At 67.3% G+C, this 25413-nt stretch carries 17 protein-coding genes and 1 pseudogene; 10 read left to right on the top strand and 8 right to left on the bottom strand.

The features are described from left to right. Positions 1–327: 327 nt before the first annotated feature. From J2S42_RS08660 to J2S42_RS08625, 8 genes and pseudogenes are all read right to left on the bottom strand, one after another. The gene (locus tag J2S42_RS08660) at positions 328–1566 is read right to left on the bottom strand and encodes an IS701 family transposase (RefSeq protein ID WP_307248643.1); all 1239 of its coding nucleotides are present in this window, start codon (positions 1564–1566) and stop codon (positions 328–330) included. Between the two features lie 35 nt (positions 1567–1601). Then, entirely contained in the window at positions 1602–2057 is a 456-nt protein-coding gene (locus J2S42_RS08655) for a hypothetical protein (protein WP_307237251.1), read from the bottom strand. A gap of 136 nt (positions 2058–2193) precedes the next feature. Then, the gene (locus J2S42_RS08650) at positions 2194–2652 is read right to left on the bottom strand and encodes a hypothetical protein (RefSeq protein ID WP_307237249.1); all 459 of its coding nucleotides are present in this window, start codon (positions 2650–2652) and stop codon (positions 2194–2196) included. Positions 2653–2763: 111 nt separating this feature from the next. Then, positions 2764–3583, bottom strand: a pseudogene (locus J2S42_RS08645) (IS5 family transposase). Beyond that, the gene (locus J2S42_RS08640; RefSeq protein ID WP_307237246.1) at positions 3517–4164 is read right to left on the bottom strand and encodes a hypothetical protein; all 648 of its coding nucleotides are present in this window, start codon (positions 4162–4164) and stop codon (positions 3517–3519) included. The pseudogene J2S42_RS08645 and the gene J2S42_RS08640 overlap by 67 nt, the downstream one beginning before the upstream one ends. 68 nt (positions 4165–4232) lie before the next feature. After that, positions 4233–4484, bottom strand: coding sequence for a hypothetical protein (locus J2S42_RS08635; RefSeq protein WP_307237243.1), 252 nt, complete (start codon positions 4482–4484; stop codon positions 4233–4235). Positions 4485–4931: 447 nt separating this feature from the next. Next, on the bottom strand, positions 4932–5600 hold the full coding sequence (locus J2S42_RS08630) for a YdcF family protein (RefSeq protein ID WP_307237240.1): 669 nt from the start codon (positions 5598–5600) through the stop codon (positions 4932–4934). Continuing rightward, entirely contained in the window at positions 5597–5905 is a 309-nt protein-coding gene (locus tag J2S42_RS08625) for a hypothetical protein (RefSeq protein ID WP_307237238.1), read from the bottom strand. The genes J2S42_RS08630 and J2S42_RS08625 overlap by 4 nt, the downstream gene beginning before the upstream one ends. A 392-nt stretch (positions 5906–6297) precedes the next feature. On the opposite strand from J2S42_RS08625, the gene J2S42_RS08620 reads away from it, so the two are divergent. The 10 genes from J2S42_RS08620 (at position 6298) to J2S42_RS08575 (ending at position 25352) form a co-directional block, all read left to right on the top strand. Continuing rightward, on the top strand, positions 6298–6996 hold the full coding sequence (locus J2S42_RS08620; protein ID WP_307237235.1) for a hypothetical protein: 699 nt from the start codon (positions 6298–6300) through the stop codon (positions 6994–6996). Between the two features lie 1010 nt (positions 6997–8006). Further along, entirely contained in the window at positions 8007–8942 is a 936-nt protein-coding gene (locus J2S42_RS08615; RefSeq protein WP_307237232.1) for a hypothetical protein, read from the top strand. After that, entirely contained in the window at positions 8939–10891 is a 1953-nt protein-coding gene (locus J2S42_RS08610) for a vWA-MoxR associated conflict system protein (RefSeq protein ID WP_307237230.1), read from the top strand. The genes J2S42_RS08615 and J2S42_RS08610 overlap by 4 nt, the downstream gene beginning before the upstream one ends. Then, positions 10888–11814: an AAA family ATPase gene (locus J2S42_RS08605; RefSeq protein ID WP_307237227.1), complete on the top strand. Its 927-nt coding sequence runs from the start codon at positions 10888–10890 to the stop codon at positions 11812–11814. Before J2S42_RS08610 ends, J2S42_RS08605 begins: the two co-directional genes overlap by 4 nt. Beyond that, positions 11726–14665, top strand: coding sequence for a NaeI family type II restriction endonuclease (locus J2S42_RS08600; protein WP_307248665.1), 2940 nt, complete (start codon positions 11726–11728; stop codon positions 14663–14665). Before J2S42_RS08605 ends, J2S42_RS08600 begins: the two co-directional genes overlap by 89 nt. Before the next feature lie 331 nt (positions 14666–14996). Beyond that, a complete protein-coding gene (locus tag J2S42_RS08595; RefSeq protein WP_307237224.1) occupies positions 14997–15437 on the top strand; it encodes an AlbA family DNA-binding domain-containing protein in 441 nt (146 codons plus the stop codon). 1257 nt (positions 15438–16694) lie between these two features. Then, positions 16695–18671: a DUF2397 domain-containing protein gene (locus tag J2S42_RS08590; protein ID WP_307237221.1), complete on the top strand. Its 1977-nt coding sequence runs from the start codon at positions 16695–16697 to the stop codon at positions 18669–18671. Beyond that, positions 18668–19900 (top strand): TIGR02678 family protein, encoded by a 1233-nt coding sequence (locus J2S42_RS08585; protein WP_307237218.1) that lies wholly within the window; start codon positions 18668–18670, stop codon positions 19898–19900. Before J2S42_RS08590 ends, J2S42_RS08585 begins: the two co-directional genes overlap by 4 nt. Further along, positions 19890–24041 carry an SbcC/MukB-like Walker B domain-containing protein gene (locus J2S42_RS08580; protein WP_307237216.1) on the top strand — a complete coding sequence of 1384 codons (4152 nt, stop codon included), beginning with the start codon at positions 19890–19892 and terminating at the stop codon, positions 24039–24041. Before J2S42_RS08585 ends, J2S42_RS08580 begins: the two co-directional genes overlap by 11 nt. 3 nt (positions 24042–24044) lie before the next feature. After that, positions 24045–25352: a DUF2399 domain-containing protein gene (locus tag J2S42_RS08575; RefSeq protein WP_307237214.1), complete on the top strand. Its 1308-nt coding sequence runs from the start codon at positions 24045–24047 to the stop codon at positions 25350–25352. Positions 25353–25413: the final 61 nt, after the last annotated feature.

Here is a 25413-nt window from a genome sequence, read left to right as displayed (position 1 = left end):
GCCTGGGACTTGGTGACCGGCGCGGCTGGACCGGGCCGGAGCGCGCGACGTGCAATCGCAGTGCGGGCGGACGAGCGGCGCATCGGTCTACTTGATTGAGTTCCGCGACCGGCGCACTCGACCGTCCCCTAGTTCGACCGTTGCCCACACTCGCCGCTTCCTGCTGGCCGAGAGCCGACTCCACAAGGACGTACCAGAGTCACCCGCGGGATTCGCCGCAGCCTTCAAGCCTTGAGCGGTCGATACATCCGTCCACCAGGTCTGCGACTCGCCGACCTCCAGCCCGCACGGAACGGGCGTGGTTAGTACTCCAGCAGGAGATCCGTTTTACGGTTCTGTGAGTGCTTGTCTGGCGTAGTGGCTGATTTTGGCTGAGTCCTGGTGGCGGCGTCTGAAGATGGACCAAGCGATGACGTCGGTGTTGCGTCGTGCGGGGTCGAGGATCAGGGCGTGGAACAGTCGGCGGAGTTCGTTGACGGTGATGTCGATCAGCCCGTCCGGGCTCGCTGTGCTGACTGCTGCGGCTGCGGCGAGGAAGGCGTGGGCGGCGATGACCAGGGTGGTCCAGCGGTGCCATGCTTTCCAGCGGCGGTGCTGGTGTTGGTCGAGTCCGAGGCCGGTTTTGGTGGCCTGGAACGATTCCTCGATGCTCCAGCGGCGGCCGGCGACGGTGACAAGTTGGCGCAGGGCAACACGTTCAGGGCTCCAACAGCGGTAGAAGGCCAGCTCACCGGTAGTGCGGTTGCGGCGGATCAGCAGCCAGTGGTGACCTGCGTGCTGGTCAGCGGCAAGGGGCAGCGTGATGAACGCCCAGTCGTAGTAGCGCTGTCCTTTCGCGCCCGAGCCGCCGGAGATCCGCTGCCAAGCGTGTCTCGGCAGGCCGGTGGCGATCTGATCGGTGCGGTAGGTGCCGAGGCCGGTGGGGACCCGGTGCGAGCAGGCAACGGCGAGGACATAGCCGATCCGCAGGCCGCGTAACGCCGTGGCGAGGTTCGGGTCGCTGCCGTAGGCTTCGTCGCCGGCAACCCACCGGCAGGGCAGTCCACCAGCCACCGCCGAGGCGACCAGCCGACGCGCCAACTGCGGCTTCGTGGCGAAGCCGACGGTGTCCGGCACGCCCGCTTCGAGGCGCCGCGCGGGGTCTTCGGTCCAGGACCTCGGCAAGTAGAGAGCGACATCGACCAACGTGTGCCCGAACGGTGAGGCGTAGGACAGGTGCACCGCGAGCTGACAGTTCTCGATCTTCCCCGCGGTGCCGGAATACTGCCGCTGGACACCGACGGTGTGGGTGCCCTTCTTCAGATCCCCGGTCTCGTCGATCACCAGGATCCCGTCGGGATGCCCGAGCCGGGCCGCGACGAAATCACGGACGTCGGCACGCACCAGAGCGTCGTCCCAGCTGGCTCGACCGATCAAATCCTGCATACCGCCCGGCCCGGCGTCCCCGGCGTGTTCCGCGATCGTCCAGCAGTTCTTAACCGGCAACGGCGCGAGTAGCCCGGCCACGAAGTCGCGGACCCGGCGTCGCGGTTCCGGCCGGACGAAGCGGGTCTCGATCGTGTCCATCAACGTCTCGAACAGCTCCGACCAACGCCGGGCGTCTACTCTGTAGGCGGCAGCCACCGCCGTGTTCTCAGTAGTCCACACAACCGCTGAGCCTCGACGGTGGCTGCTTGCCGTACACGGACAAAACCACACCAGTCACCCAGCTCAGAACGGATCTCCTGCTGGAGTATTAGGGTCGCCCCGTCCACAGTTGCCGAGAGGCCAGAGCCGTTGCGCAGGCTCCAGCGTTGCACGGTAACGGGCTGTCGGCCGATGTTCGCCACCTTGACGACCACCACAGGTTGGTCGAACCCTTGCTCGCGCACGCTCCACATCGTTCGGAAGGTAACCAGTTTGGGCGGCGCCGATACCAGTCCTGCGTTTCCTACTGCTCCCAGTTCCAGCGTGACTCGAATCCGTCCACCAGTTAGAAGGTAGGTCGCAGCTTGCCAGCCCAGTGACGCGGCACTGAGGGCTACGCTGAATGCCGATATGGCGATTGCGATATTCATGATGTCACGGTAAGAGGTCGCGCCACCCCTACAAACATTGTGTGACCGCGGGGTGGGGGCAGCCCTCTCGTATCCACTGGCAGGAGGACCGCCGGGGAGGGCGCTCCCGATGCGTACGGGTCTGGAGAGCCAGCAGCTACGCTGCGTGGTTGATGAGTCGGACCTCTTGCCCAATGCAGTCAAGCAGGTCGAAGAACTCATCGCGCGCCTTCGCCTCCTCCACCACCACATCGTCGTCTATCACCCGGCTGATAACCGAGGCGGCCGCTTTTGCGAGTTCCCGGTTGTCGAGGCGTGACAGCGTTTTCGATATGCGGGCATTGTGCTCCAGCATGGCGAGATCCAGTTGTTTGCGCTCGTCGTCAGTCCAGTCCTTCATCAGGGCTGGATTTTTGTGCTCCAAGCGCCACTTGAGCTCGAAGATCTTCGTAGCGGTTTCGTGCAGGTCTAGAAGCGTTTCGTGTTGGAAAGCGCCCCAACGCTCCGCTCGCCGCGACTTCTGCTGGCGATGGTCAGCCCACAGCTGGCCACCAAGGACAGCGCACGCACCGATTAGGGCTGCGAGAAGCGGTACCAGATCCTTCAACCACGTCACAGAACAAATCTAGGCCATACGCGCGAGGCGTTGGTTCCCGAACGCGGCGCGATGCCGCGAGAGGATGATCAATATGGCAGGCATGGGTCCGCCGCCTAAGACCACATCTCATTAGGGGTTGTTGCTGGTCAGGAGGTTGAGGCGGGTGGCGCGGCGGTAGCAGATCAGAGCACAGGCCAGGCGCAGGAATCCGAGGAAGTGGGAAGCCTTGCGGTCGTAGCGGCGGGCCAGGCGCCTGAACCTGCTGACCCATTCCAGGCATCGCTCGATGACGTAGCGATGCCGGCCGAGCCGGCTACTGGACTCGATACCCCGGCGGGCGATTCGCGCGATGATCCGCCGCCGTCGCAGCGTGTTGCGGCAGCACCGGTAGTCGTAGGCCTTGTCACCGTGCAGCTGCCCGGCCACCGGCGAGGCCGCCCGATCGGCTGCCGGATCGCTGTCAGGCTTTCGACCACATCCTCGAAGACGAGGTGGTCGTTGACGTTCGCGGCGGACAACACCACCGTCAGCGGCAGCCCGTTACGGTCACTGATCGCGTGGATCTTCGTACCGGGCTTGCCCCGGTCCACCGGGCTGCGCCCGGTCAGGTGCCCCCTTTGACCGCCCGCACCTGCATCGCGTCGGCACTCGCCCGCGACCAGTCGATCTGCCCGGCAGCACCAAGAACATCCAGTACCGCCTGATGAAACGCCTCCATGACACCCTGCTGCACCCACTCGGCGAACCTGCGGTGCGCCGTCGCCCGCGAGATCGGGAACGACCCGGGCAACGCCTCCCACGCACACCCGGTCTGCAACACATACGTGATCGCCGCTACCGCGACACGATCATCGATCCGCCGCCGGCCACCACCCTGATGCCTTACCGGATGCACCGGCAACAACGGCGCGACCAGACGCCACAACGCATCCGGACAGTACTTCTCCACATCACCCACACCCGTACAACGAACGATGTTGCACCCCAACACGCCCAAATGAGATGTGGTCTAAGCCCGACGCCGAACGCCGACGCCGCAACGCCACGGTCGCGATGACCCGGCTGCCCGCGGCCGGCCGGGGCGATGCTCGGGCCTCTCATTGCGCCTTCGGCGCGGATCATGCTGGCCGCTGCTGAGTGCTTGCGAGGTAGCGTGAATCCCCGCGATGCCACGGCCAGACCGGGTAGCACCATCGATGCGTACCGGACCTGCTCTACCGCGTCCCTGACGGCGTTCGCCTCGACGGACCCGTCCGGCCACCAAACCCCCAACATCGGCCCGGCCACCTCGACGGAGGCCTCCAGCTCCGGCACAGCCGCGGCGCGCAGCGCGCGAAACCGCTGCGCGCAGTTGAACGCCTCCACGGCACGCGTGTCGAAATCGCTGGCCGGCCAGGTCCCGGTGGCGTGCAGCGCCGCCAAGGCCCGCAGCGCGTCGCACACAGCGGCGGCGAGCTGTTCATCCGTGACCGCCGCGAGGGCTTCCACGCTCGCGGCCGCGGTCTGCGGATCGAACCGACGCCGGCGCATCTATACACCGTAAAGCGCCGCCGTCCACCTGGTAGAACACGTGGCCGTGCCAGTGGCACGGCCACGCGCTATCGCCGTCGGCGGCGGGGTGCCGGTCCGGGAACACGCCGCGTTCGGGCGGCAGGCGGCTCCGGGCTGCCGGCGAGAACACCCTCGACCCTGGCGAGCACCGCCTGATCCGTGTAGTACACCGCCGCGGTCAGGTCCATCGGTTCCGGCGGGAACGCCAGGTCCGGCAACGGCCGTGACGGTGAGGCGACGCCCAGCGCGTCCACGACCTGCTGCAGCACCCCGTGGGCCAACGCCACCTCGCCGTACATGTCATACAGCAGGCTACGGATCGATTCGCACGGGAAGTCGCCACACTCAACCCTTCTCGCCGATGCCATCCCGTTACAGCTCTACCTTCGGCTGGCGATGAACCTGACCGACGGTGACGGTTGATCCTCCGACGAAACGTCGACGGGGCTGAGTTCTGTCGCCGTCCCGGCACCAGATCACTCAGCACCCGGGACGGGTCGGGCAGCACAACCGCGGTCTCACGGAAGCAGCGATGCGCCCGCTGGCGAGCAGGGTACTGACAGCCACTGTTGCCGGCCGGGAGCGTGGAGCCGGGCGAGCCGGGTGCGGTGCTGGTAGTCGCGGCGGTTGACTGGACGTTGTCGAGCACGATCCAGCAGTCCGCGGCGTAGATCTTGGCGAGTGTGGTCAGCCGCGGCAGCAGATTGGGCTGGTGGATCGCGCAGGTTCGCGGGGGCCGTGTGGGCTCAGACGGCCAGCAGACGGGTGGTGAAGCCGGCCCGGACCAGGCGCCGGTAGGCGGCGTGGACATCGTCGGGGACCTCCTGCGGTTCGGCGTAACCGTGCCCGGGATAGACGATGATGCGCTGGAGGTCGCCGACGAGCATGTCGGTAACCATGCGCTCGTCGCCGATCTCGGAGACGTAGTCGGCGAACGCGAGCGGCTGGGAGGCGCAGACTACGTCGACGGCGGGCCAGAGCTTGCGGCAGGTGGCGTAGGCGCGGCGCTGCATGTAGGGCATCGCGACGAGCATCACCGACCGTACGCTGATCTCGTGTTCCTGCAGCAGTTGCCGGGCGAGGGTGATGTTCTGGCCGGTGTTCGTGGCGTGTGGCTCGACCAGGATCACTCGGTCGGGGACGCCGAGGGCGATGGCGTGTTCCTGGAAGTGGACGGCTTCGCCGCGGGGGAACTGGTCGGCGCGGATCGGGTTGACGGCGCCGGTGAACAGCATGCGTGGGAACCAGCCCTCGCGCCAGAGTTTGGCGGTGTGGGCGGGTACGCCGAGGTCGTGGCTGCCGAGGCCGATCGCGATGTCGCAGTGGCGCAGGGGGTGTCCGAGCTGGTGGTAGTGCCAGATGGTGAGGGCGTCGGCGCGCTGGGCGTCGGTGAGTCGGGGTGCCCTGTCCGTCACTGTGGGTCTCCCGGGTCGGTCGCCTGCTGAAGGCGTGCGATGCTGCGCAGATGGTGCCTCATAGCGTACGCAGCGGCGACCTTCTCGGTGCCCTGCGGCTCCTGGGTCAGGATGGTGCAGCCTGAGCTGAAGCCGGACGTCTTGAGCCGGTCCAGCACGTCGTCGCCCTGGACCGCGGTGATCTTCTCTTGCCCGGTGTAGCCGTCGTCGATCGCGTCGCCCCGCAACGGCTCCGTGAAGAGCACCGGCTCGTGTCGCTGGTCGAGGTCGTCCGCGGCGGTGGCATCACGCGTGGTGCCAGTCATCTGCCCAGCGCAGAAACCATGGCCCGGGCGCCTCAGGAACGACACGTCGAACGCGCCGGCGACGAGGCTCGCCGGTACTGACCACGCCACTCGGGGCGTAGCCGCCACGAAAGCCCGGCCGCGCCGCCGTGCTGGCGTTGCCACGCCGCTACCGGCCGCGCCACCAGCGCACTCACCCGCATCGATCATCCTGACCTGATCGGCCACGTCACAGATTTATCGCGCCACCGCGACACACCCCCTTGCATTCCTCGCGCGACCGCAACGTCAGTGACGCACCAGCAGGGCCGAGACCGAAGCCGACACGCCTCTTGCAGATGCTCTGATCATGGAACGTCAGTGACGCGAGCTACGGTGGGCGCACCTCTGATGACCTTCGAAAGAGGAAGGCGATGCCGACGCCACGCGAGCGGGACTTGCAGACGCCGTGCGGCTGGTGCGGTAACCCGATCGCCCAGCCGCCGACCGGCCGGCGGCTGCGCTACTGCGACCGTTCCTGCCGCCAGCGCGCCTACGAAGTGCGTACCGCGCAGCGACGGCTCCAGCGCGACGTCGACGCCGGCGTGGTGCGGACCGCGCCGGCCGAGCGGGTCGTCGAACGCGTCGTGCAGCCCCGGCACCCGAGCACCCCGGCCGCATGGGCGACGGCGCTGGAGGAACTCGCCGCGCAGCTGAGCGACGGCCGGATCGCGTGGTGGCATTACGACCGGCTCCGCGCCGCCACCGACGCTGTCACAGCCGCGCTCGAGCGCCTCCCGACTGGACCGGCACCGGCGCCCCGCCGGCCGGTTCCGGGCCCGCCGGCGGCGGCCGCGGACGCCCGCGTCGCGCAGCTGCTCGCGCGCCTGGCGGCGACCTCCGCGGGCAGTCCGGCGCCCACGACTCTGCTCCGGATCGCCGGCGAGCTCGCCGTCGACGTCGATGACGTGCGCGCCGTGCTGGCCATGCTCGTCGACGCCGGCGTGGCCGCCGCGACCCGCCCGCACCACGTCGGCGGCACCACGCCGGTGGACGCGCGCACGGTCGCTGAGCACGCCCGCTTCACCGTCGACCTGCACCCGTCCGCGATCAGGCACTCGCACCAGTGTTGACGGATCGCCGTCCGCGCGGGTCTCAACTTTCAGTACAGGAAGGGCATTGCCCCGCTCAGTCCAGCGCCGACCGCTCGCGGTCGGCGACCCGAACCAGCACCGCTTCAGCCGAGGACGACTGCTTCGTGGAGTTCGAGGTGGCGTTTCTAGCGGATGGCGAGACGGCCGAACTAGTGGAGCAGGGCGTTTCCCAGTCGACCCCACGTAGCGGAGCCAGTCGAGTCCATTTATGGGCTTGCGTCCGCGTCGCGAGATGATCGGTTCGGTGCCGCGTCGTCGGCACTCGGCCCTGAAATTCTCGCTGTTGTGACCCCTGTCTGCCCGCAGCCCAGGAACCGGAACCATGTCCGTCCGGCCCGGCCATCGATCGGTGGTACGGAGTCGAGCAGGGTGATGGCTATGCTGATGTCCGGCACATTCGTGTTGGGTGCGATCACTGATCACCTTCAACGGTGTGCCTTCGCCAGCGGTGATCAGATGGTGTTTACTACCGGCTTGCAGCGATTGACCGGCGACGGACCTGCGCCGAGACCCCTTCCTCGCGTCGATGTGCCAGCCGTCCATGACCGCCGTCGACCAGTCGACCCGGCCCGCCGCGTTCAACTCCGCCAACAGGATTCGGTGCAGCCGGTCGAAGAAATCCGCGTCGGTCCACCGCCGCAGCCGGCGCCAGCACGTCATCCCCGAGCCGAACCTGAGCTCCTGCAGCAGCCCTCCCAACCGATCCCGTTATGGAGCACGGACAGCACGCCCTGCAGGCATAATTGGTCCGGGACTGGCCGCGGATTCGCGAGCCCGCTACCGCGATGAACGCCCTGCCGAGGCCGAAGACCGGCAGGTCTCCGGGCCTTAGGAGGGTGATTTCCTGATCGGTGAGGCCCGTCCCGCAGCCATGGCTGACCCATACCCGGATGGATGACTTCTCGGCATTGTGGGCCGGGCGTCGGCAACGGCGGCCGGTATTCTGATGGCCGTTTGGTGCGGCTCGGAGGTGCGACATCGGAACGCGTGTGGTGTTCATCCATGGAATCGGTGCGCCACGACAAGTCGAGCAGGAGCGCTCCGCCTGGACGTCGGCACTGGCCGAAGGCGCCCTCGCTGCCGGCCACTCGCGGTTCGCCAGTGACCTGAAGTCCGGTGCCGCCGAGACGGTGTTTGTTCACTACGGCGACCTGTTCAGCGTCCCCGGCGCGCAGGGAACTGCCGACGACCTCACTGAGGACGAGGGGCGGCTGCTCGCGGAGTTCATGACCGATATCATCGACGAACAACTGGAAGACGCCGAGGGCGACGACGCTCGCGTTCTTCGCAACGCCCGGGCCGAACTCGTGCCAAATGGCCCGGAGCAGGGCTTGTTGCAGCCGGTCGGCCGCTCGATCAACGCGGCCACCACGCTGCTCAGCATTCCCGGCTTGAGCCGGGCAGGTCAATGGCTCAGCGCGAAACTCCTGGTGCGAGACTTCGCTCAGGTCGCCCGCTACCTCGCCCGCGCTGAACCCGACGCCGCCGGGCATCCCCTCGATGACCGTATCCGGGGACGGCTGCATTTCGCATTGGCGAACTCGCCGCAGGTGCTGGTGGCGCACTCACTCGGTTCGGTCGTCGCCTGGGAAACTTTGCACGAGTCTGGCGTCGAGGTACCGCTTTTCATGACGCTCGGCTCGCCGTTGGGCATGCGCAGCGTGGTGTGGCCGTCTCTGCGGCCGCAGCCGCCGTCGACGCCGCCCGGCGTGGCTCGCTGGCTGAACTTCTGGGACCGTGACGACATCATCGTCGCCCGACGGCGGCTGGAGCGCGACGTGAAACCGAACGCGGATGGGAATCAGCCGGTGAGTGCCCGGGTGGACTCGGACGGCTTCTGGGTGCATACGGCAACCAAGTACCTACGGCAGGCACAAGTGGCCGGACCGATCGCGGAGGCGGCCCTCCCGGACGGGCCCGGATGACCGCGCATCGTCACGCGCTTATCATCGCCACTCAGTGCCAAAACATGAACCGCCTCGATCAGATGGAGCCGGCTGCTGAAGAGCTGGCGAGAGTGCTGCTCGACCCGGATCTCGGTGATTGCCGCCCCGGCCTTCCCGACAGCGCGCTAGTCGTCGGCGAGAAGACCCAGGCCGAGGTCGAGACTGCGGTGCGCAACGCGTTGAGCTACGCCGGCAAGCAGGGTGCCACTCTGGTTCTCGCCTTCCTCGGCCACGGCTTCCTGGCGGACGGAAACACCAACCTGTACCTGATGGCGGCACAGTCGCTGGAAGACGTGGCGAGTACCGCGGTCGACATTCCGGGACTGCTGGCCGTCGCGGCGAACGAGCCAAACGTCGGCGGCATCATCGTGCTGGTCGACACCTGCCACGCCGGTGGCGCGGCGCCGCCGGCAGGCGCGGTGGCCAACGGCGCCAGGGGAGGCCGAACCACAGTCGAGGTGTTGATGGCGTGCAGTTCCAGGCAGGCCGCAGTGAACTTCCGGTTGACCACTGCCTTGTGCGCGTTGCTAGTTGAAGGGCGGGGGGAAGCCGGGACCATCCACCTCAACGAACTGATCTCAGACCTGACCTACCGGATCGAGGGACAGGCACCGGCTTACAACGCATATCACGGAGAGGGCAAGCGCCTATGGATCAGCCATAATAGCCGGGCTATCGCCCCAGAAAAGGGTATGGGCATATTCGGTGCTGATCGATACCGCGAGTTCGTCCGTCAAGCGCTGCCTGACTCGGGCGGGCTCCCGCCGCTGGATGTGGCGATTCGGCTGCTGAAGGAACAGGGGAATGCGAGCGGACTGGCCCGGGCCGAGATGTTCGTCACCGTGCAGCGCACGGTGGCATTGTTGCGAAGCCCACCGTTACGCCCTCTGATCACTACAGAGAGATTGCGGCGGGCCGCTGGCTTCGTGCTCCCCGACTACTTCACGGCCGAGCAGATCGACGCCGATGTGGTCGCCTACCTGGTGTTAAACCCGGCGGCTGACGAGAAGGACGGTCAGGGTGACCTCATGCGGTTCGTGTTGCGGCTGGCTCACACGTGCGGCATCGATTTCGGGGACAGCACCCTGAAGCAGTGGATCGACACGATGAGGATTGCACCGGCGATGGTCAACGACTTTAAGGCCGATCTGGAGCGGGCGCCTGAACCGATGCGGCTCGTCGTCAGCGTTCATGCCAGCGTGACCGGCGACTGGCCAGAATCGGTCAGCGCCTGCCTGCAGCTCGACGGCCAGGATCTGTATTACCAACGGTACGCTTGTGCCCCCACTGCGGACGGGGTCAGCTCGGCAATCGCCGATGCCGTCTTCGATGCAGACAAAGCTGCCGAAGATCGGGACTTGCGGTGTCGTCGTATCGACGTAGCGGCACCTGTTGGACTTCTGCTCGGCTGGCGGCCCGAGGAGATCGATGACGAAGGGCGCCTCGGCGCGAACCACGACTTTGTCCTGCACTGGAGTGAGCGCCTCAAAAAGTCCCGCCGGATGAGCCGCTTGCTCGCGTTATTGCACGAGCGCCCGCCTGGATCCCCGCGCTTCAGCCGACTCGAGCGCGACGACCTCGGTGACCTCGCCACTCTGGGTGTCCGGCTGTACAACCAAAATCTGAGCAGCGCTGTCGTCCTGGGGCATCTGCCTGATGACGCCGAGGAACTTCTGACGTTGCTACTTCTCCGCACGCCATACGTGATCTGGCCCGCCGAGCCCGGAAAGAACTGGGCCTCATCCGCGGACCTGGACAAGTATTGGCATAAGCTGCCCACCGGTTTCAGCGCTGCATACCGGGCTCGATGGAGCGGGCAGCCGGAGCTGGCGGCGATTGCCGGTCTACGCGCGGTGTGGGACGACGAGCATTGGCTGGGCTTCTGCCGCGCGAAGCCGGCGCGGTCCGACCGGGAGGAAGCAGCATGAGCTGGGAGTCGGTGTACCGGGGCGACGGGATCCCCCGCGAGGTCGAACTGCCGGACCCGCCACCGTGGCGAACTTTTCCCCGTCCGTCCCAGGCGACTGAGTTCCAGCCGCCAGATGGCCTCGTAGAGGCGGTCAACGCCGCTATTGCAGTACGCCGACCGCTCTTGGTTACCGGCCCGCCGGGGTCGGGAAAGTCGTCGCTCATCGACTCGGTCGCCGCCGAATTGCGGCTCGGCCGGGTGCTGCGCTGGCACGTCACCTCGCGCAGCACCCTAGCCGATGCCCTATACCGCTATGATGTGCTCGCCCGCATTCACGCTCAGCAGCTGGACGGCCGACCCGGACCCGAGGAATCGGGCATCGGCCCGTTCCTTCAGCTCGGCCCGCTGGGAACCGCGCTTGCGCCGGCCGAGAGGCCCCGGGCGCTGTTGATCGACGAAATCGATAAGAGTGATCTTGACCTGCCGAGCGACCTGCTTGACGTCCTCGAACGCGGCGAGTTTGAGATCACCGAACTGGCGCGGCTGGGCGGCGATCCGGTCGGTGTCCGCGAATGGAACAGCAACGCGGAGGTCCAAGCCGAGCACGGTCGAATCGCCTGCAGCGAGTTCCCGTTTATCGTGATGACCAGCAACGGCGAGCGTGAGTTCCCCGCGCCCTTCCTGCGCCGTTGCATCCGCTTTGTGATGTCCATGCCGGATACTGAGACTCTCGGCCGGATCGTCGCGGCGCACCTGAAGGGCGATACAGTCACCCCTGGCGCGGCGGCGCTCATCGAGACCTTCGTACGCCGCCTCCGTGCTGGCGAGCAACTCGCCGTCGATCAACTACTCAATGCCATCCACCTACTCGACGGCGGCTTTCCCGCTGTCGAGCGAGACCGGCTGCTCGATCTGCTGCTGCGTGAACTCAGCGGTGTCTGAGCGGGCCGCGATGAGGCGGGCGGTCGGAACCTCCGGCCCGGGGCCGGATGCATTCGCCCTGGCCGAGGCGATCTGGCTGGCCGCGCACCAGATGCCCACTACAGGGTCGGGTCCCGGACCCGGGATTCTCCGGTCCGGAGAACCGGAGGGTCCCGGCACAGCGCCGCCGCAGCCACCGGCAACGTCCGCAGCTTCGGACGAGGAGCAACACACGTCTCCGGACGATGCGACGACGTTCGGGGACGTTACGGGCGCAGCGACTCGAATTGTCGGTGTCCGGCCGGTTCGGGCACTTCCCCAGTCCATGGAGCTGGCGCGTAGCCTGCGCCCGTTCCAGCGGCCGTGGCCCCGAGGCCGGCGGGCACAGCTGGATCTGCACGCCACCGTCGACCAGTACGCGATGACCGGCCTACTCATCCCCATAGTGATGCCGGCGCCGGAGCGTTGGTTCGACGCAGTTGTGGTGGCCGACAACTCCCCGGGCATGGTGGTCTGGGACAACGCCCTGAAGGACTTCCTGCGGGTGTTGCACCAGGTGGGAGCGTTCCGACAAATCCGACTTCTGCGGCTCGACCCGGTCGCTGGAGCAGTCGTAAGCGACGGCTCAGGCCGTCCGCAGGACACCGGCCGGCTACTCCGAGCGCCTGACAGTCGCCGCCTGGTCATCGTCTGGAGCGACTTCGCCGCCCGCGCCTGGCAGCACGGCCTGCCGTGGAGCACGATTCACGTATGGGCGGAGAAAAGTCCGACGATAGCCATCGACCCGTTGCCCGCGGCGCTGTGGGCCCATGCGGGCCTTGATCTGCCCGCCGTTCGGGTTCATGCGCCAGTGCCAGGCGCAGCCAATACGGCCCTGCGATACACCCTTTCACCGCTCCTGCGCCTGCTGGCCTCGACGGATGAGAATTGGTTGCCAGTTCCATTAGCGAGCCTGACCCCGTCGTCGCTGGGACGCCTGGCCAGCGCGTTGATACGGACCGACCCGGCCGGCTGCGAGGCGGTGCTGACCACAGCAGTCGGCCGAATCGATGAGGACCCGGACGAGACCGCGCCGGATGGGGAGGCGCTGGCAACGGCATTCCTGCGGCTTGCCTCACCCGCTGCCGGTCGGCTCGCCACCCTGACGGCGACCTGGGAACAGCTGCCGGTCGGCATGCTGAGCTGGCTGTCCGTACACGCGCTGCCTAAAGGGGATCCTGCTTCAGCGGGTGAGGTGATCGGCGGTGGTCTGTACGACGTCGCCCTCCACGACCGAACGCCGGTGCTGCGGTTTCGGAGAGGTGTGCGCGAGCGACTTCTGCGTGGGCTGCGCATCGACGATATTCGACAGCTAAACGACTTGATTGCCGAGCAGTCAGCATCCATGCCGGGCGCGCTTCGTACCCTTGTCGCGAATCCGGACGGGGACAACATGCATGCGCTGGAGTCAGTGGCGTTCGCCAGCGCCTCGCGGGAGGCTCTGCGAGCCCTCGGTGTTGAGCCAGCCATGCCGACGGAGACGCCCGACATCGAGGAACAAAGCGTCTCGGCCGCCGTACATGTGCCCTTGATGGATCTGTTCCGCGATGCCGTGCAGAGCGCTTGCGACGACCTCCATAACCTTGAGGCCGATGACGCATTCGCGTTATTTGTTCGCTGGGCCGATGGTGGCGCCTGGGTCGAGGAGGTCATGCCGGACCTGAGCACGATCGAGTGGTCACCCAGCGAGACCTTTGACGGCGACACTGAAATCGGGCTGGTCCATGTCGAGGCGACCGTTTCGTTCGTGGCGCTGGTGCCCAAGAGTGATGTGGACTACCAAGATGTCCGCATCCTGGAAGTCGACTGGAACGATCACTACTCCCGGGTCTTGTTCGACCCGGGTGACCCGTGCAGGCTGAGCTGGAGCTATCGGAGGGAACCCGCCAGGCGACCAGAGCTGGAGTTCAACAGGGTCGACGAGGTTGACGGTGATGTCCGGCTGGCCGATCTCGAGATGCAGAATCTGACCGCCGCGCTGCTCCGCCTCGATCCGGACGGTGCCCGCCTCGCTTTGATCCTACGCAGGACCTTCGACTATCTGTACGACGGCGCACGCACCGGCCGGTTCGCCTGGCGCCAGCTACTGAAAGAAGAGAAACACGCTCTGGGAAAACGTGCCGAGACGGAGCTGGCTCAGGAATTCGATCTGGCCTACGGCGAAAGACACGATTTTCGGCTGGCAGGTGTGGAGTTCGAGTTCGTCGTGACTACACAAAGACTGTTCATGGTGTCGCGGCATCGGCATCCCGCCATTCACATGTTCGTCACCGCCGACGACGAGCGCGGAGTCATGTCCGTGGCCGTGGTGCGAGCGACTTCGGATCTGCTCGCCAGCAGGCCGAACAGGGACCAAAAGCAAACCTTGTCGGCGTCTGGGCGCGCGGCCATGCAGTGGATACATCGCAACGTGCCCATCCCAGCCAATCTTCTCTCCCGGCTGCCGGCTGAAGTCGTCGATGCGGTTATGAGTCCGCCGTCAGGTGCGGCCCGTGTGCGCGAGCTGCTACGCCGTGTTCGAGGCACCCCGATCGACATGGTCGCCATCGACACGGTTTGCCAGCAACGTGACGCTACCCGTCGTGTTCGCGAAGCAGGCACGCTCCTGCGGGCCGAAGGAATCCTTGTCCTAAGCGGCTCCACCGCCGTCGGGCGCCGGATCGCCGAAGAACTCCACTACCACCTCCCAAAGCAGCACTTCATGAGCATCAGAGTTACGTACAGCTCCCCCGCAAACCCCGCTCCCTCCTTCGAAGCGGCGGGGCGACGGTGGACTGTGGGCCTTGCCGGATCGCGCCTGGTCAAAGCTCCGGACATCAACGCAGTGGTCTGACCGGACGTTTGTTGGGGTGAGTGCAGGTGGAGCCCGGTTCACATATCGCCCCGGCCAGTACGGTGAGTCCGATCCGAGCGGATTACGACGATTCGCCCTCTTCGCGATTCTGACTGACCGCCTGGCGGTAGGCCGAACCGGCAGGCTTCCTTTCAGGCCGCCGTCGACACTTGTGAGCCGCGACCAGCGGACTTCTCTGGGTACACGTTGGCCTGAACCTGCCTGCGTAACGGCTGCCGGTTCGCTCCGGCTATGGCACAGTGCGGGGATGGCTCGATGGAGAAGCCCAGAGCTGGAGGCGCTGCTTGGCGTACCGGTTGAGGGTGGGTACGTGACTGAGGACGTGCTTGACGCACTGGTAGCTGGCCAGGTTTCGGAGACTGATCAACTTGACTTCAAGGCTGGTGGAGCGTATCAGGCCACGAGAGGACCGCGAGGTGACTGGCTCACGGAGCAGGAGTTCGCCAAAGACGTCGCGGCATTTGCGAATGCCCGCGGTGGACTTCTACTGATCGGAGTTGCAGAAGCGGGTGGCAAGGCTTCGAGTCTGGCCCCGATCACGTCGGTGGCTTCGGAAGCTGAAGAGCAGAGACTGCGGATGGCTTTGGTGAATTATCTGGGACCGAGTACCGAGACCTTCTTCCTCTCGATCCCTGCTGCTACGGGAGGTTTCTATCTGGGTGTGGTCGTTCCTCCATCTCGTCGAGGGCCACATGCCGTGCTCGCCCCGTCTAGCGATCCTAAAGCGTACGTTGCGGTATCCGGTGCGTAGCGGGCAAGATACCCGATGGCTCAGCGACCCGGAGGTAGCGGACCGATTCCAGCGTCGCTTTACCGCGCAGACGGAGGGAAAGACGCGCGTTGCCGAGGTCGTCAGAGCCGGCGCGGCACAACTTCGCCGTGCCGCGCCGGACGGAATCTGGCGCTACGCCGCCGTTATTCCCGAGGTCCCGCTCGAAACGTCCCTGAGCGCGGAGACCGCGCGTGACGCAGAGGCTTGGTATCGGAAGGATGCGCCGACGTCGCCCCTAGGCCGGACTCTGACCACCGCCCCGATGGGGATCCCCGCACCTCGGCGGATGACGTTCACCGCGCAGCCGTCAGGCGTTGGTGGAGATCCGGTCGGTACCTTCGGGTCGCTTGTTGAGCTGTATATATCGATGGTGCAGCCTTTGCAGCGACCGCGGTCGAGTGGAACACCAGCGGCAACCCATCGAGTACAGGCGTGGGATACCGTACGCTCATCGATGATGCCGTGCTCCTTACCGATGTAGCGCTGCGATGGTGCGCCCGTCAGGTAGGAGAGTGGGGCGCCGCGACCGTTCTGATCGGTTTGATTGATCCAGCCGGCGAGGGAGGTAAGGCCACCCGGCCCGTCGAGCTGGTCGCCGTCCCTGCTGGAAGCAGCGACCTCGCCCGAGTGCAGCGCGCACGCACGCTTGAAGACTTTCCACGTGCCGAGATCAGCGCGGACCTCAGCGCGACCGCGACCGCACAGGAGCGACTCGCGGTGGCCCACCATGCTCTCGCCTCCTGCTTCAGGAATTCGGAATCGTCGAGCCAGCCCAGATTGCCCGTGACGGATCGCTGATCACTCAGGCATGGGGGCCAGACGCAACCCAGGTAGCGGCTTGGGCGGCTGAGCAGGGCGTCAGCACCGGCTGACTTCTGCAACGAATTGATCGCCGGGAGCCACCCCGCTAAACGTGCTGCTCAACAACGGTGAGGTGATGTTCCGCGGTCCGCCAGCCGCTTGTGCGCTTCCCGGACTGTGAGATTACTGCAGGGCTGGCAGGCCGGTTCAACGACCGCTGCCTGCTAGCTCGATCCACGTCGACCACGCGCCAAGGACCGGCGTGTGTGTTACAAGTTCAAGTCGATCTCGGACACGTTAACCCCATTGAGACCAGGACCGGCGTCGAGCAGTACGGCTATGCCGGCCTCGTCACGGTGGTCGAAGGCGTGAGGTGCCGCCATCACGCACTGACCCGCCGCGACGCACTTTCCTGTTCCGGGAGGGCCTTCATCGGTGCTCCTCAGCGGATTGCAGTCAGCAGGTGACGGGGCCTTCGGGGAGCCGGCCCAGGACAAGACCGTCCTCGACGGCCAGTTGGTCAGGGCCGGCCGCCAGGTCGAGCGTCGGCAGTTGGCGCAGCAGTGCATCGAGGGCGCGACTTGCAGCTCGGCTCGGGCCGTCTGCTGGCCGATGCAGGCGCAGACCCTGGCATCACTCGACACATTCAGGACTTTGCTGGGGCCCGACGAGCAGGCGTGGGAGGTCCGTATCCGTCCCGTGGCTGTTTGGGTGACCTCCTTGTGGACGCAAAGCGCTACTTTGTGGCAACAGATCGTCACACCGAGCGGTTACTCTCTATCCGGACACCGCGCAGGACGCGCCAGCAACGAGCCGGAGGGAGTCACGGTGGTCGACGCGCCGAGCCGCGCGAACGGTTTGGACAGCGAAGATACGACGAACTTCCAGATCGGCGTGGCCGACTCCCGTCGAGCCATGGCCTATCTGGTGGCGCCGGGATCGGACGAGTACATCCGGATCATGGTGGTCCTGGAGTCGTCGGTGACCGACATGACTCCATCCGAGATCGCCGTCGCGGTGTCGGCGACAGGCCCGCCGATATCGGACGCGGTCGTGCAGCAGCGGCTGGACAAGCTCAAGGACTGGCTCGCGGCGACCGGCCGCAGCGACCCGTCACGCATCCGCCGGCACGCTGACATCCTGGCCCGGAACTGGCGATGGACTGCCACCCCGGCCGGCAGACAGGTCCAGCGTTTCTACACCTCGGTTCTCGCCGCCACACCAGCGATGCGCGAGATCCCGCTGCCGAGCCTCGCCCGCATCGTCGACTCGGTCGAGGGGCTCGCGCCGGCGATCAACATGCCGCGACGGGATGACGATCGGATAGCTGAGCTGGTCGGGCGGTTGTTTACCAGCCATGACGACCTCGACACCGCCCTCGTGGGCGCCGAGGACAGTCTCGCCGGACTCGCGGAACGATTCGACTTGGACCGGGAGTCGACCGCCGAGCTGAAGGGTCTGCTCGTCGACTACGCCACGCATGTAGCCGCCGAATTGGAGCGCGGGACGCAACAGGCCCACGACGTGCTGCACCGGCATCTGCGACCGCATTTCGCCGATCTCGCCGCGATATCGGTGGCGGGATCCCAGGCAAGGGCGCTGATCGCGCGTGGCGCGCTGACCGCTTCCAAGGGCGGCCGGGTAGCGGACTGGGAAGGGCTCACCGCCTGGTGTGATCCACACACGGGCCGGTCGAGCCGGTTCGCGCTGAGGCTGATCCGGGCACTACCCGGTATGCACGCCAATCTGCGGCGCCTGCACAGTTCCACCGGGCACGCCACCAGCCGGACCAGGGCGCTGCGACTGGCACGAGCGTGCCTCGACCCCGCCTACGGTACGGCGATCCTGCTTGCCGCCACCGGCGACCACCCGTGGCGGAAGCTGCCTGGTGAAGCCGACGACACCGATCTGAATAACAACCCGGCCTGGCGTGACGGCCCTTCGGTATCGCTGCCCGACCTGCTGCGCTCCACGGGGCGTACCGGAGCCCGCGGACGTGCTCCTGCCGCCCGCGACGACTCTCACGCCCGTACCGCGGTCGAGGCAGCCCGTACGCAGCGGCGCGTTGAGCACGCGGCAGCGATCGAGGAGATACTCTCCGCACCGCCTGGGCAGCAGCTGTCACCCCGAGCCGCACGAATCGCCCTGGCATCGCTGATGGCGGCCATCCGGACCGGCCCGGCACCCGGCGCACGCGACCGGCGCATCGCGGCCCGGGACGGCTTGGCGTGCACGCTGTTCCACACCGCAGACGGCATCGGCACCCTCAGCGCACCCACCTGGCGCGTCCTTCTCCCGGGCCGGGAACCGGTGTTTCATCTCCCAGGGCGTTGGATGCCTGCCCCACGGCGCACCACAGATGATCCCGCGAGCCGTGCCGAGGCTGTGTTCGTGCCGATGAGGGCCGTGTGACCGACCCGCCCACCACCTCGACGTCGAAGGCATGGCGACCGCGCCGGGCACGCGAACCGGAAGCCGCACAGGAGACCGCCGCCGTCCTGCGCCTGCTCATGGTCCATCCGTGGTTGGTCTCCGGCCGCGACGACGCCGCCATCGCCACCGTACGACGCCACGAAACCGCGGTACGAGAGGCCCTGCACCGGCTGGGCTGGCTGCTCGTCGTCGACCGTGACTTCGTCCGGCTGATGAAGACCCCGCCCGTACGACGGGACGCATGGGCGGCGACCGGACCGAAACCACTGACCGGGGCATGGTTCTTCCTCTTGGTAGCCGCCGCCGAGTCGATGCCATCCCGCGTCGGTATCGGCCAGTTGGTCACCGCTGCACGCACCGCCGCCGCGGAAGCCGGCGTCCCCGCCCGCGACGACAGGCCCGAACGACACGCGATCCTCGCCGCGTTGAAGATGCTCGACGCCCGCGGCGTCGTCGAAACCATCGACGGCGACATCGACGAGTTCCTCCGCGGCGACGACGCCCCGGTCCTGCTCGCCGTACACCACCACCGCCTCGTCCACGTCATCGCGAACTTCCCGCCCGCCGATCCCGTGACCGATCCGGCCGACTGGCTCGACCTGGCCGAACGTGAACCGGACCCGGCACGACGCATGCGCCGACGACTCGTCGACGACACCGCCGTCTACACGGTCGACCTCGACACGGACGAGGCGGACTGGATGTCCCGCAGAGTCCGCGGCGACGACGGCCAGCCGCTGGCCGAAGCGTTCGGCCTCCATCTCGAACGCCGGGTCGAGGGAGCCGCGTTCGTCGTCCCCGATGGCGCCTTCCGCACCAGAGCAGACCTCGGCGACCGGCCATTCCCGGCAGGCGGCACCATCCCGCACGCCGCCCTGCTGACCTGCGACGCGGCCGGCACAGAAGGCATGGTGGACGAAGACCGGCCGGGATGGCGCGGACTGCACCGCGACGACGTCCTCCGCCACCTTGGCGAGTTCGCACCCCGGTACACCGGACGCGGCTGGTCAGCCGAGCACATCGCCAACCTGCCCGGCCTTGCCGACGAGGTGGCGGCCCTGCTCACCGACGTGAACCTGCTCCGCATCCACGACGACATGTGGTGGTTCGCGCCGGCTGCCGGCCGCTGGGAACCACCACCGGAACCATCTTCCAAGCCCCGGAACCCCCCTCCAGCCGCCGCACCAGAGGAACCGCATGACCACTGAGATGGCTCTCACCCTCTTCGGCGAGGACGACCTGGTCCGGCCCGCCGGTAACGCCGACCGCTTTACGACCCGCTGGCGGCTTATCGGTGCCGGCCTGTCGAACGTCTGGCGCTACGGAGACCTTCACCTCGACGCGCCCAGCGGCAGACTGCTGCTGCGCGGCCCGAACGGCACCGGCAAGACCACCGCGCTGGAGACACTCTGGCCGTACCTGCTCGACCTGAACGCCCAGCGGCTCGCAGCGGGCAAGGCCAGACCGACATCGCTGGCATTGTTGATGCGCGAAGGCGCCAACGGCAGCAAACGCCGATGCGGATACGTATGGCTGACATTGGCCGCGCCGCAGGGTGAGGGCGTCATCTCCTACGGTGTCCGGCTGCTCTACAGCGAAAGCGCCTCACCGGCAGTGAAGGTCACACCGTTCACGATTCCCGGCGTCCCGTTACGCGATGTCCCGCTGTACGGCCCGGACCGGGGCTTCACCTCCGCGGAGCAGTTCAGCGACAACATCGCCACTGCTGGCGGGATCGTCTTCACCGACGAGGACGCCTACGTCGCACACCTCGCCAGCCGGCTGTGGGCTACCCGGGAGCGGGAGGTCGTGGAACTCGCCAACCGCATCCGTGCGGTCCGCAACCCCACGCTGCTCGGCGACGTGTCACCACGAGCCGCAGCCGACAATCTGCGCGACGCGCTGCCCGGCGTCTCCGACGACATCGTGTCCGCGACCGCCGACGCACTCGCCGAGTCAGAGTCCACCCGCACCGCGTTCGAGAAGGACCGCAGGGCCGCCGAGGCACTCGACAGGTTCGCCGAAGCCTGGAGCGGGCACATCGTGGAGATCGCGGGACATGCCCTCGCGGCACTGCGCCACAACATCAGCGCGCATGACAAGGCCGTCAAAGACGCGCGTGCTGCCGTAACGAAACACGCAGCGGCACAGACAGCATGGCAAGACCTCGATCAACAAGCGCGTAACCTCAGAAACGAGGCAAAGGATCTCGATTCCCAACTGCACGCGCTCGAGGAGTCAGAACCCTACAAGGACGCCGGCCGGCTAGCTGACATGCAGGAGAAGGTCGCCGCGCAGAACCGGGCGGCCGACATCGCCGTCAGGTCATTCCGCCGTGAGGTGAGCGCGACCGCCGACAGAGCGACGAAGCTGCGCACGACAGCCGAAGACCTCGCCGAGGATCTGGCCACCCTGTCCGCCTCCGCCCGAGCCGTCGATGCGGATGCCATGCCAGGCCGGTCGCCGCTGACCTGGACTACCCGGCCGAGGCCGCTCCTCGACATCGGCGACGAGACCGCGGATCCCGGCCCGCAGACGACCATCGACTATGACGAGCAGATCCTCGACGACACGGCCGAGAACTGGAAGAGGCTCGCGGGCGAGTACCGCCGCCGCGGCGACGCCGCGCTACTGGCGATCCGGGACCGCGTGGAAACCACCACGGCAGAGGCCGAAGCTGAACGGTGTGAACGGGTGTCCCGCGCTCGACGAGCCGACGCGGACCGGGACAAGACACAACTCGACCTCAAGGCAAAGGCCGCACGGACCGCCGCTGCACATCTCCTCGACGACATAGACACCTGGCACGACACGAACAGGGCACTCGCTCCCGCCGTCCAGGCCGCCTGCCGGGAGGAAACGAGCGACGCAACCGACGCCTGGTACCCGCCCGGCACGAACGAGCTACGCGATCTGGAGATCGCGCAGGTACTCACCGAGGCTGAGCAGCTCGCGGCGGCCGTCACCACCGCCGGTCGTACGGCTGTCTCGGTGCTGCGCCACCACAGCCACCTCAGCGCCCAGGAGGCGAAACGGCTACGGGCCCGCAGCAAGGAGCTGCGCGAGCGAGCCCGTGCTCTCCGGACCGGCCGGCTACTACCCATACCCCGACCGGAGTGGGCCGGACCGGCAGAAAACGGCGAGACGTTCGCCGACGCCCTCGACTGGCATCCCGACATCACCGACCCCGACGTCCGCGCCCGGCTGGAGAACGGCCTCGCCGCCAGCGGCCTGCTCGGCGCCACGCTGCAAGCCGACGCACTGCACACCCCGGCATGGTCCGTGCACGCCACCGCACAGCCCGCACCGGCCAGTCTCGCCGATGTCCTCACCGTCGACCCGGAGCACCCGCACTCACACCTCGCGGAACAGATCCTCCGCCGGATACCGCTCGCCGCCACCAGCACCGAAGGACCCGCAGGACTGGTGATCGGCCGCGACGGCACGTACGCCACAGGCCCACTGCACGGCCGGCCACCCGGCGTGGACGACCCCGGGCAACTACGACCCGCCGAATACATCGGCGCCAAGCAACGCCGCCAGGCAGCCCTCCGCCACGCCGACGCCTTGGACGCCGACGCCGACACCCTCGACCACGACGCGGGCAACCACGACACCTCCGCCAGCCGCGCACAACACGAAGCAGCACAGATTTCCGGTGCCCTGCACGCCTATCCATCGCGCGTCCACGCCGCCACCGCCGAAGCCGGCCGCGCCGCCGCTGCCTCCAAAGCCGCAGAATCCGAGGAAACGGCCAAGACCGCCGCCGAAGACGCCGCCGCACAGCGAGAACTCGCCAGGTCACTGCGGCTCGAATGGGAACTACGCACCCGCGCGCAGCACCTGCCGATCGCCGTGCCGGCACTCGAGACGCTCCGTGACACCGCAGCCGGCAGTGCCGGCACACTCGAAAACCTGACCAGCCAGCTCACCGGCCGTCACCGCGACCGGCTCCGCCGACTCGCACAATCAGCCGCGGAGGACACCCGAGCGACAGCGACGCTGCCGGCCGAACACGCCGCCGCAGCCACGATCGCCGACGAGGCAAGGTCCCTGGCCACCCTGCACCGAGAACTTGTCGACGCCGTCGGCCTCGACAGCAACGAGGCACTACGGAAGCACAGCCTCGCCAAGACACAGCGAGATCACGTCGGCAGAGAGATCCGGCGCGTCGACGGGCTCCTCCAGACAGCGGACAGGGAACGTATCCAGGCCGAAGAAAAGGCGGGTGCGGCCACCAGCCGAGCGGCCGAGGCCACACAGCCGGTCAACGACGCGTGCACCGGGCTGCGCACCCTGCTCGCCGCCCCGGGTGTACCCGACGCACTCCTGACGGACCCCGCCATGGCGGACCTGCCCGACGACGCACACGCGCTGGCAGACGTAGCGCAGAAGGCACTCCACGGGCGGCGGACAACAAGCCGGAAACTGCTGCGGGAACGGTACGACACGTGCCGCGCAGACCTCGCCGGGCTCTGGACGCTCGACCCGGACGAGCCCGTCGACGCCCTCGACACCTACGTACTCACCCACGACTCCGTCGCCTACACCCCGCCCGCGGCCGCCGCTGAAGGACGCTATCTCCGAGAACGCGCCCAAGCCGCCCTGAGCAGAGCAGAGGAGTCCGCACTACAGGAATTCGTCATCGGCCGGCTGCCACTGGCGATCGGCACCGCCTGGGTCAAGATCGACGACTGGATCCGCGACGTCAACCGCAAGATGCAGAAAGCCGCCGCCTCCTCGGGCGTCGGTGTGCGCATCAGCAAGACCCTGCTCAAAGACCTCAACGCCGCCGAACTCACCGTCTACCGCCTCGCCTGCAAGGAAAGCACCCGTACCGCCGCCCAACAGACCGAGGTCGGCGACGCACTCCAAGCACTGATCGCCGCCGCCGACGGCGCCACCATGACCGAGCGCCTCACCAATGCCGTCGACATCCGCCGCTGGCTCGACATCTCCTACGAAATAATCCGGCCCGACGGCCAGATCAACAGATGGACCTCCAAGACAGGCCTCTCCGGTGGAGAACGACGACTCGTCGTCCTCGCCCCCATGCTCGCCGCCGTCGCCGCCTACTACGACCAACTCGACACCGCAGGACTGCGCCTCACCGCACTCGATGAAGTACCCGCCGAAGTAGACGAACGGGGCCGCGAAGGACTCGCCCGCTACCTCGCCGACCTCGACCTCGACCTGATCTGCACCAGCTACCTCTGGGACGGCGCCCCAGGCGCCTGGGACGGCATCGACGCATGGGACCTCGAAGCAGGACCCGACACCACCGTTGTCGCCTTCCCCATGCTCGTCCGCGGACCGGAGCCGCTACCCGGCGATCCTATGGGGGCATAGCCGATGGGAGAACCATGCGATTGGTGTGCCACCCACTGCGCCGACATCGACCTCACCCCACTGCTCAACCCCCACACCACCTGGCTCTGGCAGCAACTCGCCGACACCGCCGACCGCAGAGGCGACCCGGCATTGCGCACCGGCACCACCACCGTCACCGCACCGGACGACGCCATACAGCGCGCTGCCACCACCAGCCTGCTCGGCGGTCGCGCACCCGCACCGGGACAGACAATCCGGATCAACCTCGGCAAACTCACCGAGGGACTACGACGCCATCACCCGGACCTCCACCCTGGACTGGTAGCGGCACACGCCACACGGCGCAGACTCGCCGAACGCGCCCGGCACCGGGCTCAACGCCACGATGCCACCGCGGAACTCCGCCGGCAGGTCGCCGAGGCCCTCGACCGCATTCCCGCCGCCGCACCGTTCCAGCCCGCCATCGACCGCATCTGGCCGGCCCTGCAACGCAACGGATGGGTGGCCCGGCTCCTCGCCAGGCACAACACGGAACTACTCGTCAACCAAGCCGCCGCCGTCATCGGCGCGCTGCCGCCGGCCGGACGTCGCTGCGACCGCCGACGCCTTGCCGACGACATCACCCGATACCCGCACGCCCTCGACACGGGCACACTGCCCGGCCTCGTGCTCGCCATCCTCGGCGCCGCCGGAGCACTGCAGCCGGGACTCGCCGTCCGGGCCGCATGGGCGGCGCTCGGCGTCGACGGAGACGATCTCACCGGGGGCCTCCTGACCCTCGGCGTCCATCCCACCGGCTGGTCACTCCCCACAGCGGCCGTCGTCACCATCCCACCCAGAGAACTCGTCACCTGCACCTGGCCGGCACCCCCACGGCCGGATTCGTGCGTCTTCATCACCGAGAACCCGTCCGTGGTCTCAGCCGCCGCTGACCTCCGTCACCCCGGGATACGCCTCCTCTGCACCGTCGGCACACCTTCAGCACGGGAAATCGCGGCGGTGGCACGACTCGCGGATGTCGGATGGCAGATCGCCGTACGCGCCGACTTCGACACCGCCGGACTCCACCACGTCCGCGCCGCGCTCGACGGTGTTCCCGGCGCGCGGCCTTGGAGGATGGATGCGGAAACGTATCTCACCAGCCTCGCACGCAGCCCTGAGGCCATCGACCTCCAATTGTCCGAGCGAGAACTGCCCCTGACCCCATGGGACCCCAGCCTCCGCAGAGCGATGACAGATAGTCGACGGCCAGCCTATGAGGAAGCCCTCATCGAAACGCTGCTGGAGGACCTTCTTGGCGCAGCGACGGCACACGCGATAGAAGGCTGACCACGCGAGATCCGAACATCAACGACGAGATCGACTTCTCCGGACAAAATGTGGAACGTGT

Source organism: Catenuloplanes indicus, from assembly GCF_030813715.1.
Lineage (GTDB): Bacteria > Actinomycetota > Actinomycetes > Mycobacteriales > Micromonosporaceae > Catenuloplanes > Catenuloplanes indicus.
The sequence above is the reverse complement of the archived record's forward strand: the minus strand, read 5'-3'. Positions and strand labels throughout refer to the sequence as shown.

Coding starts and splice junctions, on each gene's coding strand:
- J2S42_RS08655 (WP_307237251.1), bottom strand. CDS start 2,057: ATGAATATCGCAATCGCCATATCGGCATTCAGCGTAGCCCTCAGTGCC.
- J2S42_RS08625 (WP_307237238.1), bottom strand. CDS start 5,905: ATGACTGGCACCACGCGTGATGCCACCGCCGCGGACGACCTCGACCAG.
- J2S42_RS08605 (WP_307237227.1), top strand. CDS start 10,888: ATGAGCTGGGAGTCGGTGTACCGGGGCGACGGGATCCCCCGCGAGGTC.
- J2S42_RS08620 (WP_307237235.1), top strand. CDS start 6,298: ATGCCGACGCCACGCGAGCGGGACTTGCAGACGCCGTGCGGCTGGTGC.
- J2S42_RS08610 (WP_307237230.1), top strand. CDS start 8,939: ATGACCGCGCATCGTCACGCGCTTATCATCGCCACTCAGTGCCAAAAC.
- J2S42_RS08580 (WP_307237216.1), top strand. CDS start 19,890: ATGACCACTGAGATGGCTCTCACCCTCTTCGGCGAGGACGACCTGGTC.
- J2S42_RS08640 (WP_307237246.1), bottom strand. CDS start 4,164: ATGCGCCGGCGTCGGTTCGATCCGCAGACCGCGGCCGCGAGCGTGGAA.
- J2S42_RS08635 (WP_307237243.1), bottom strand. CDS start 4,484: ATGTACGGCGAGGTGGCGTTGGCCCACGGGGTGCTGCAGCAGGTCGTG.
- J2S42_RS08600 (WP_307248665.1), top strand. CDS start 11,726: ATGCCATCCACCTACTCGACGGCGGCTTTCCCGCTGTCGAGCGAGACC.
- J2S42_RS08575 (WP_307237214.1), top strand. CDS start 24,045: ATGGGAGAACCATGCGATTGGTGTGCCACCCACTGCGCCGACATCGAC.
- J2S42_RS08660 (WP_307248643.1), bottom strand. CDS start 1,566: ATGGACACGATCGAGACCCGCTTCGTCCGGCCGGAACCGCGACGCCGG.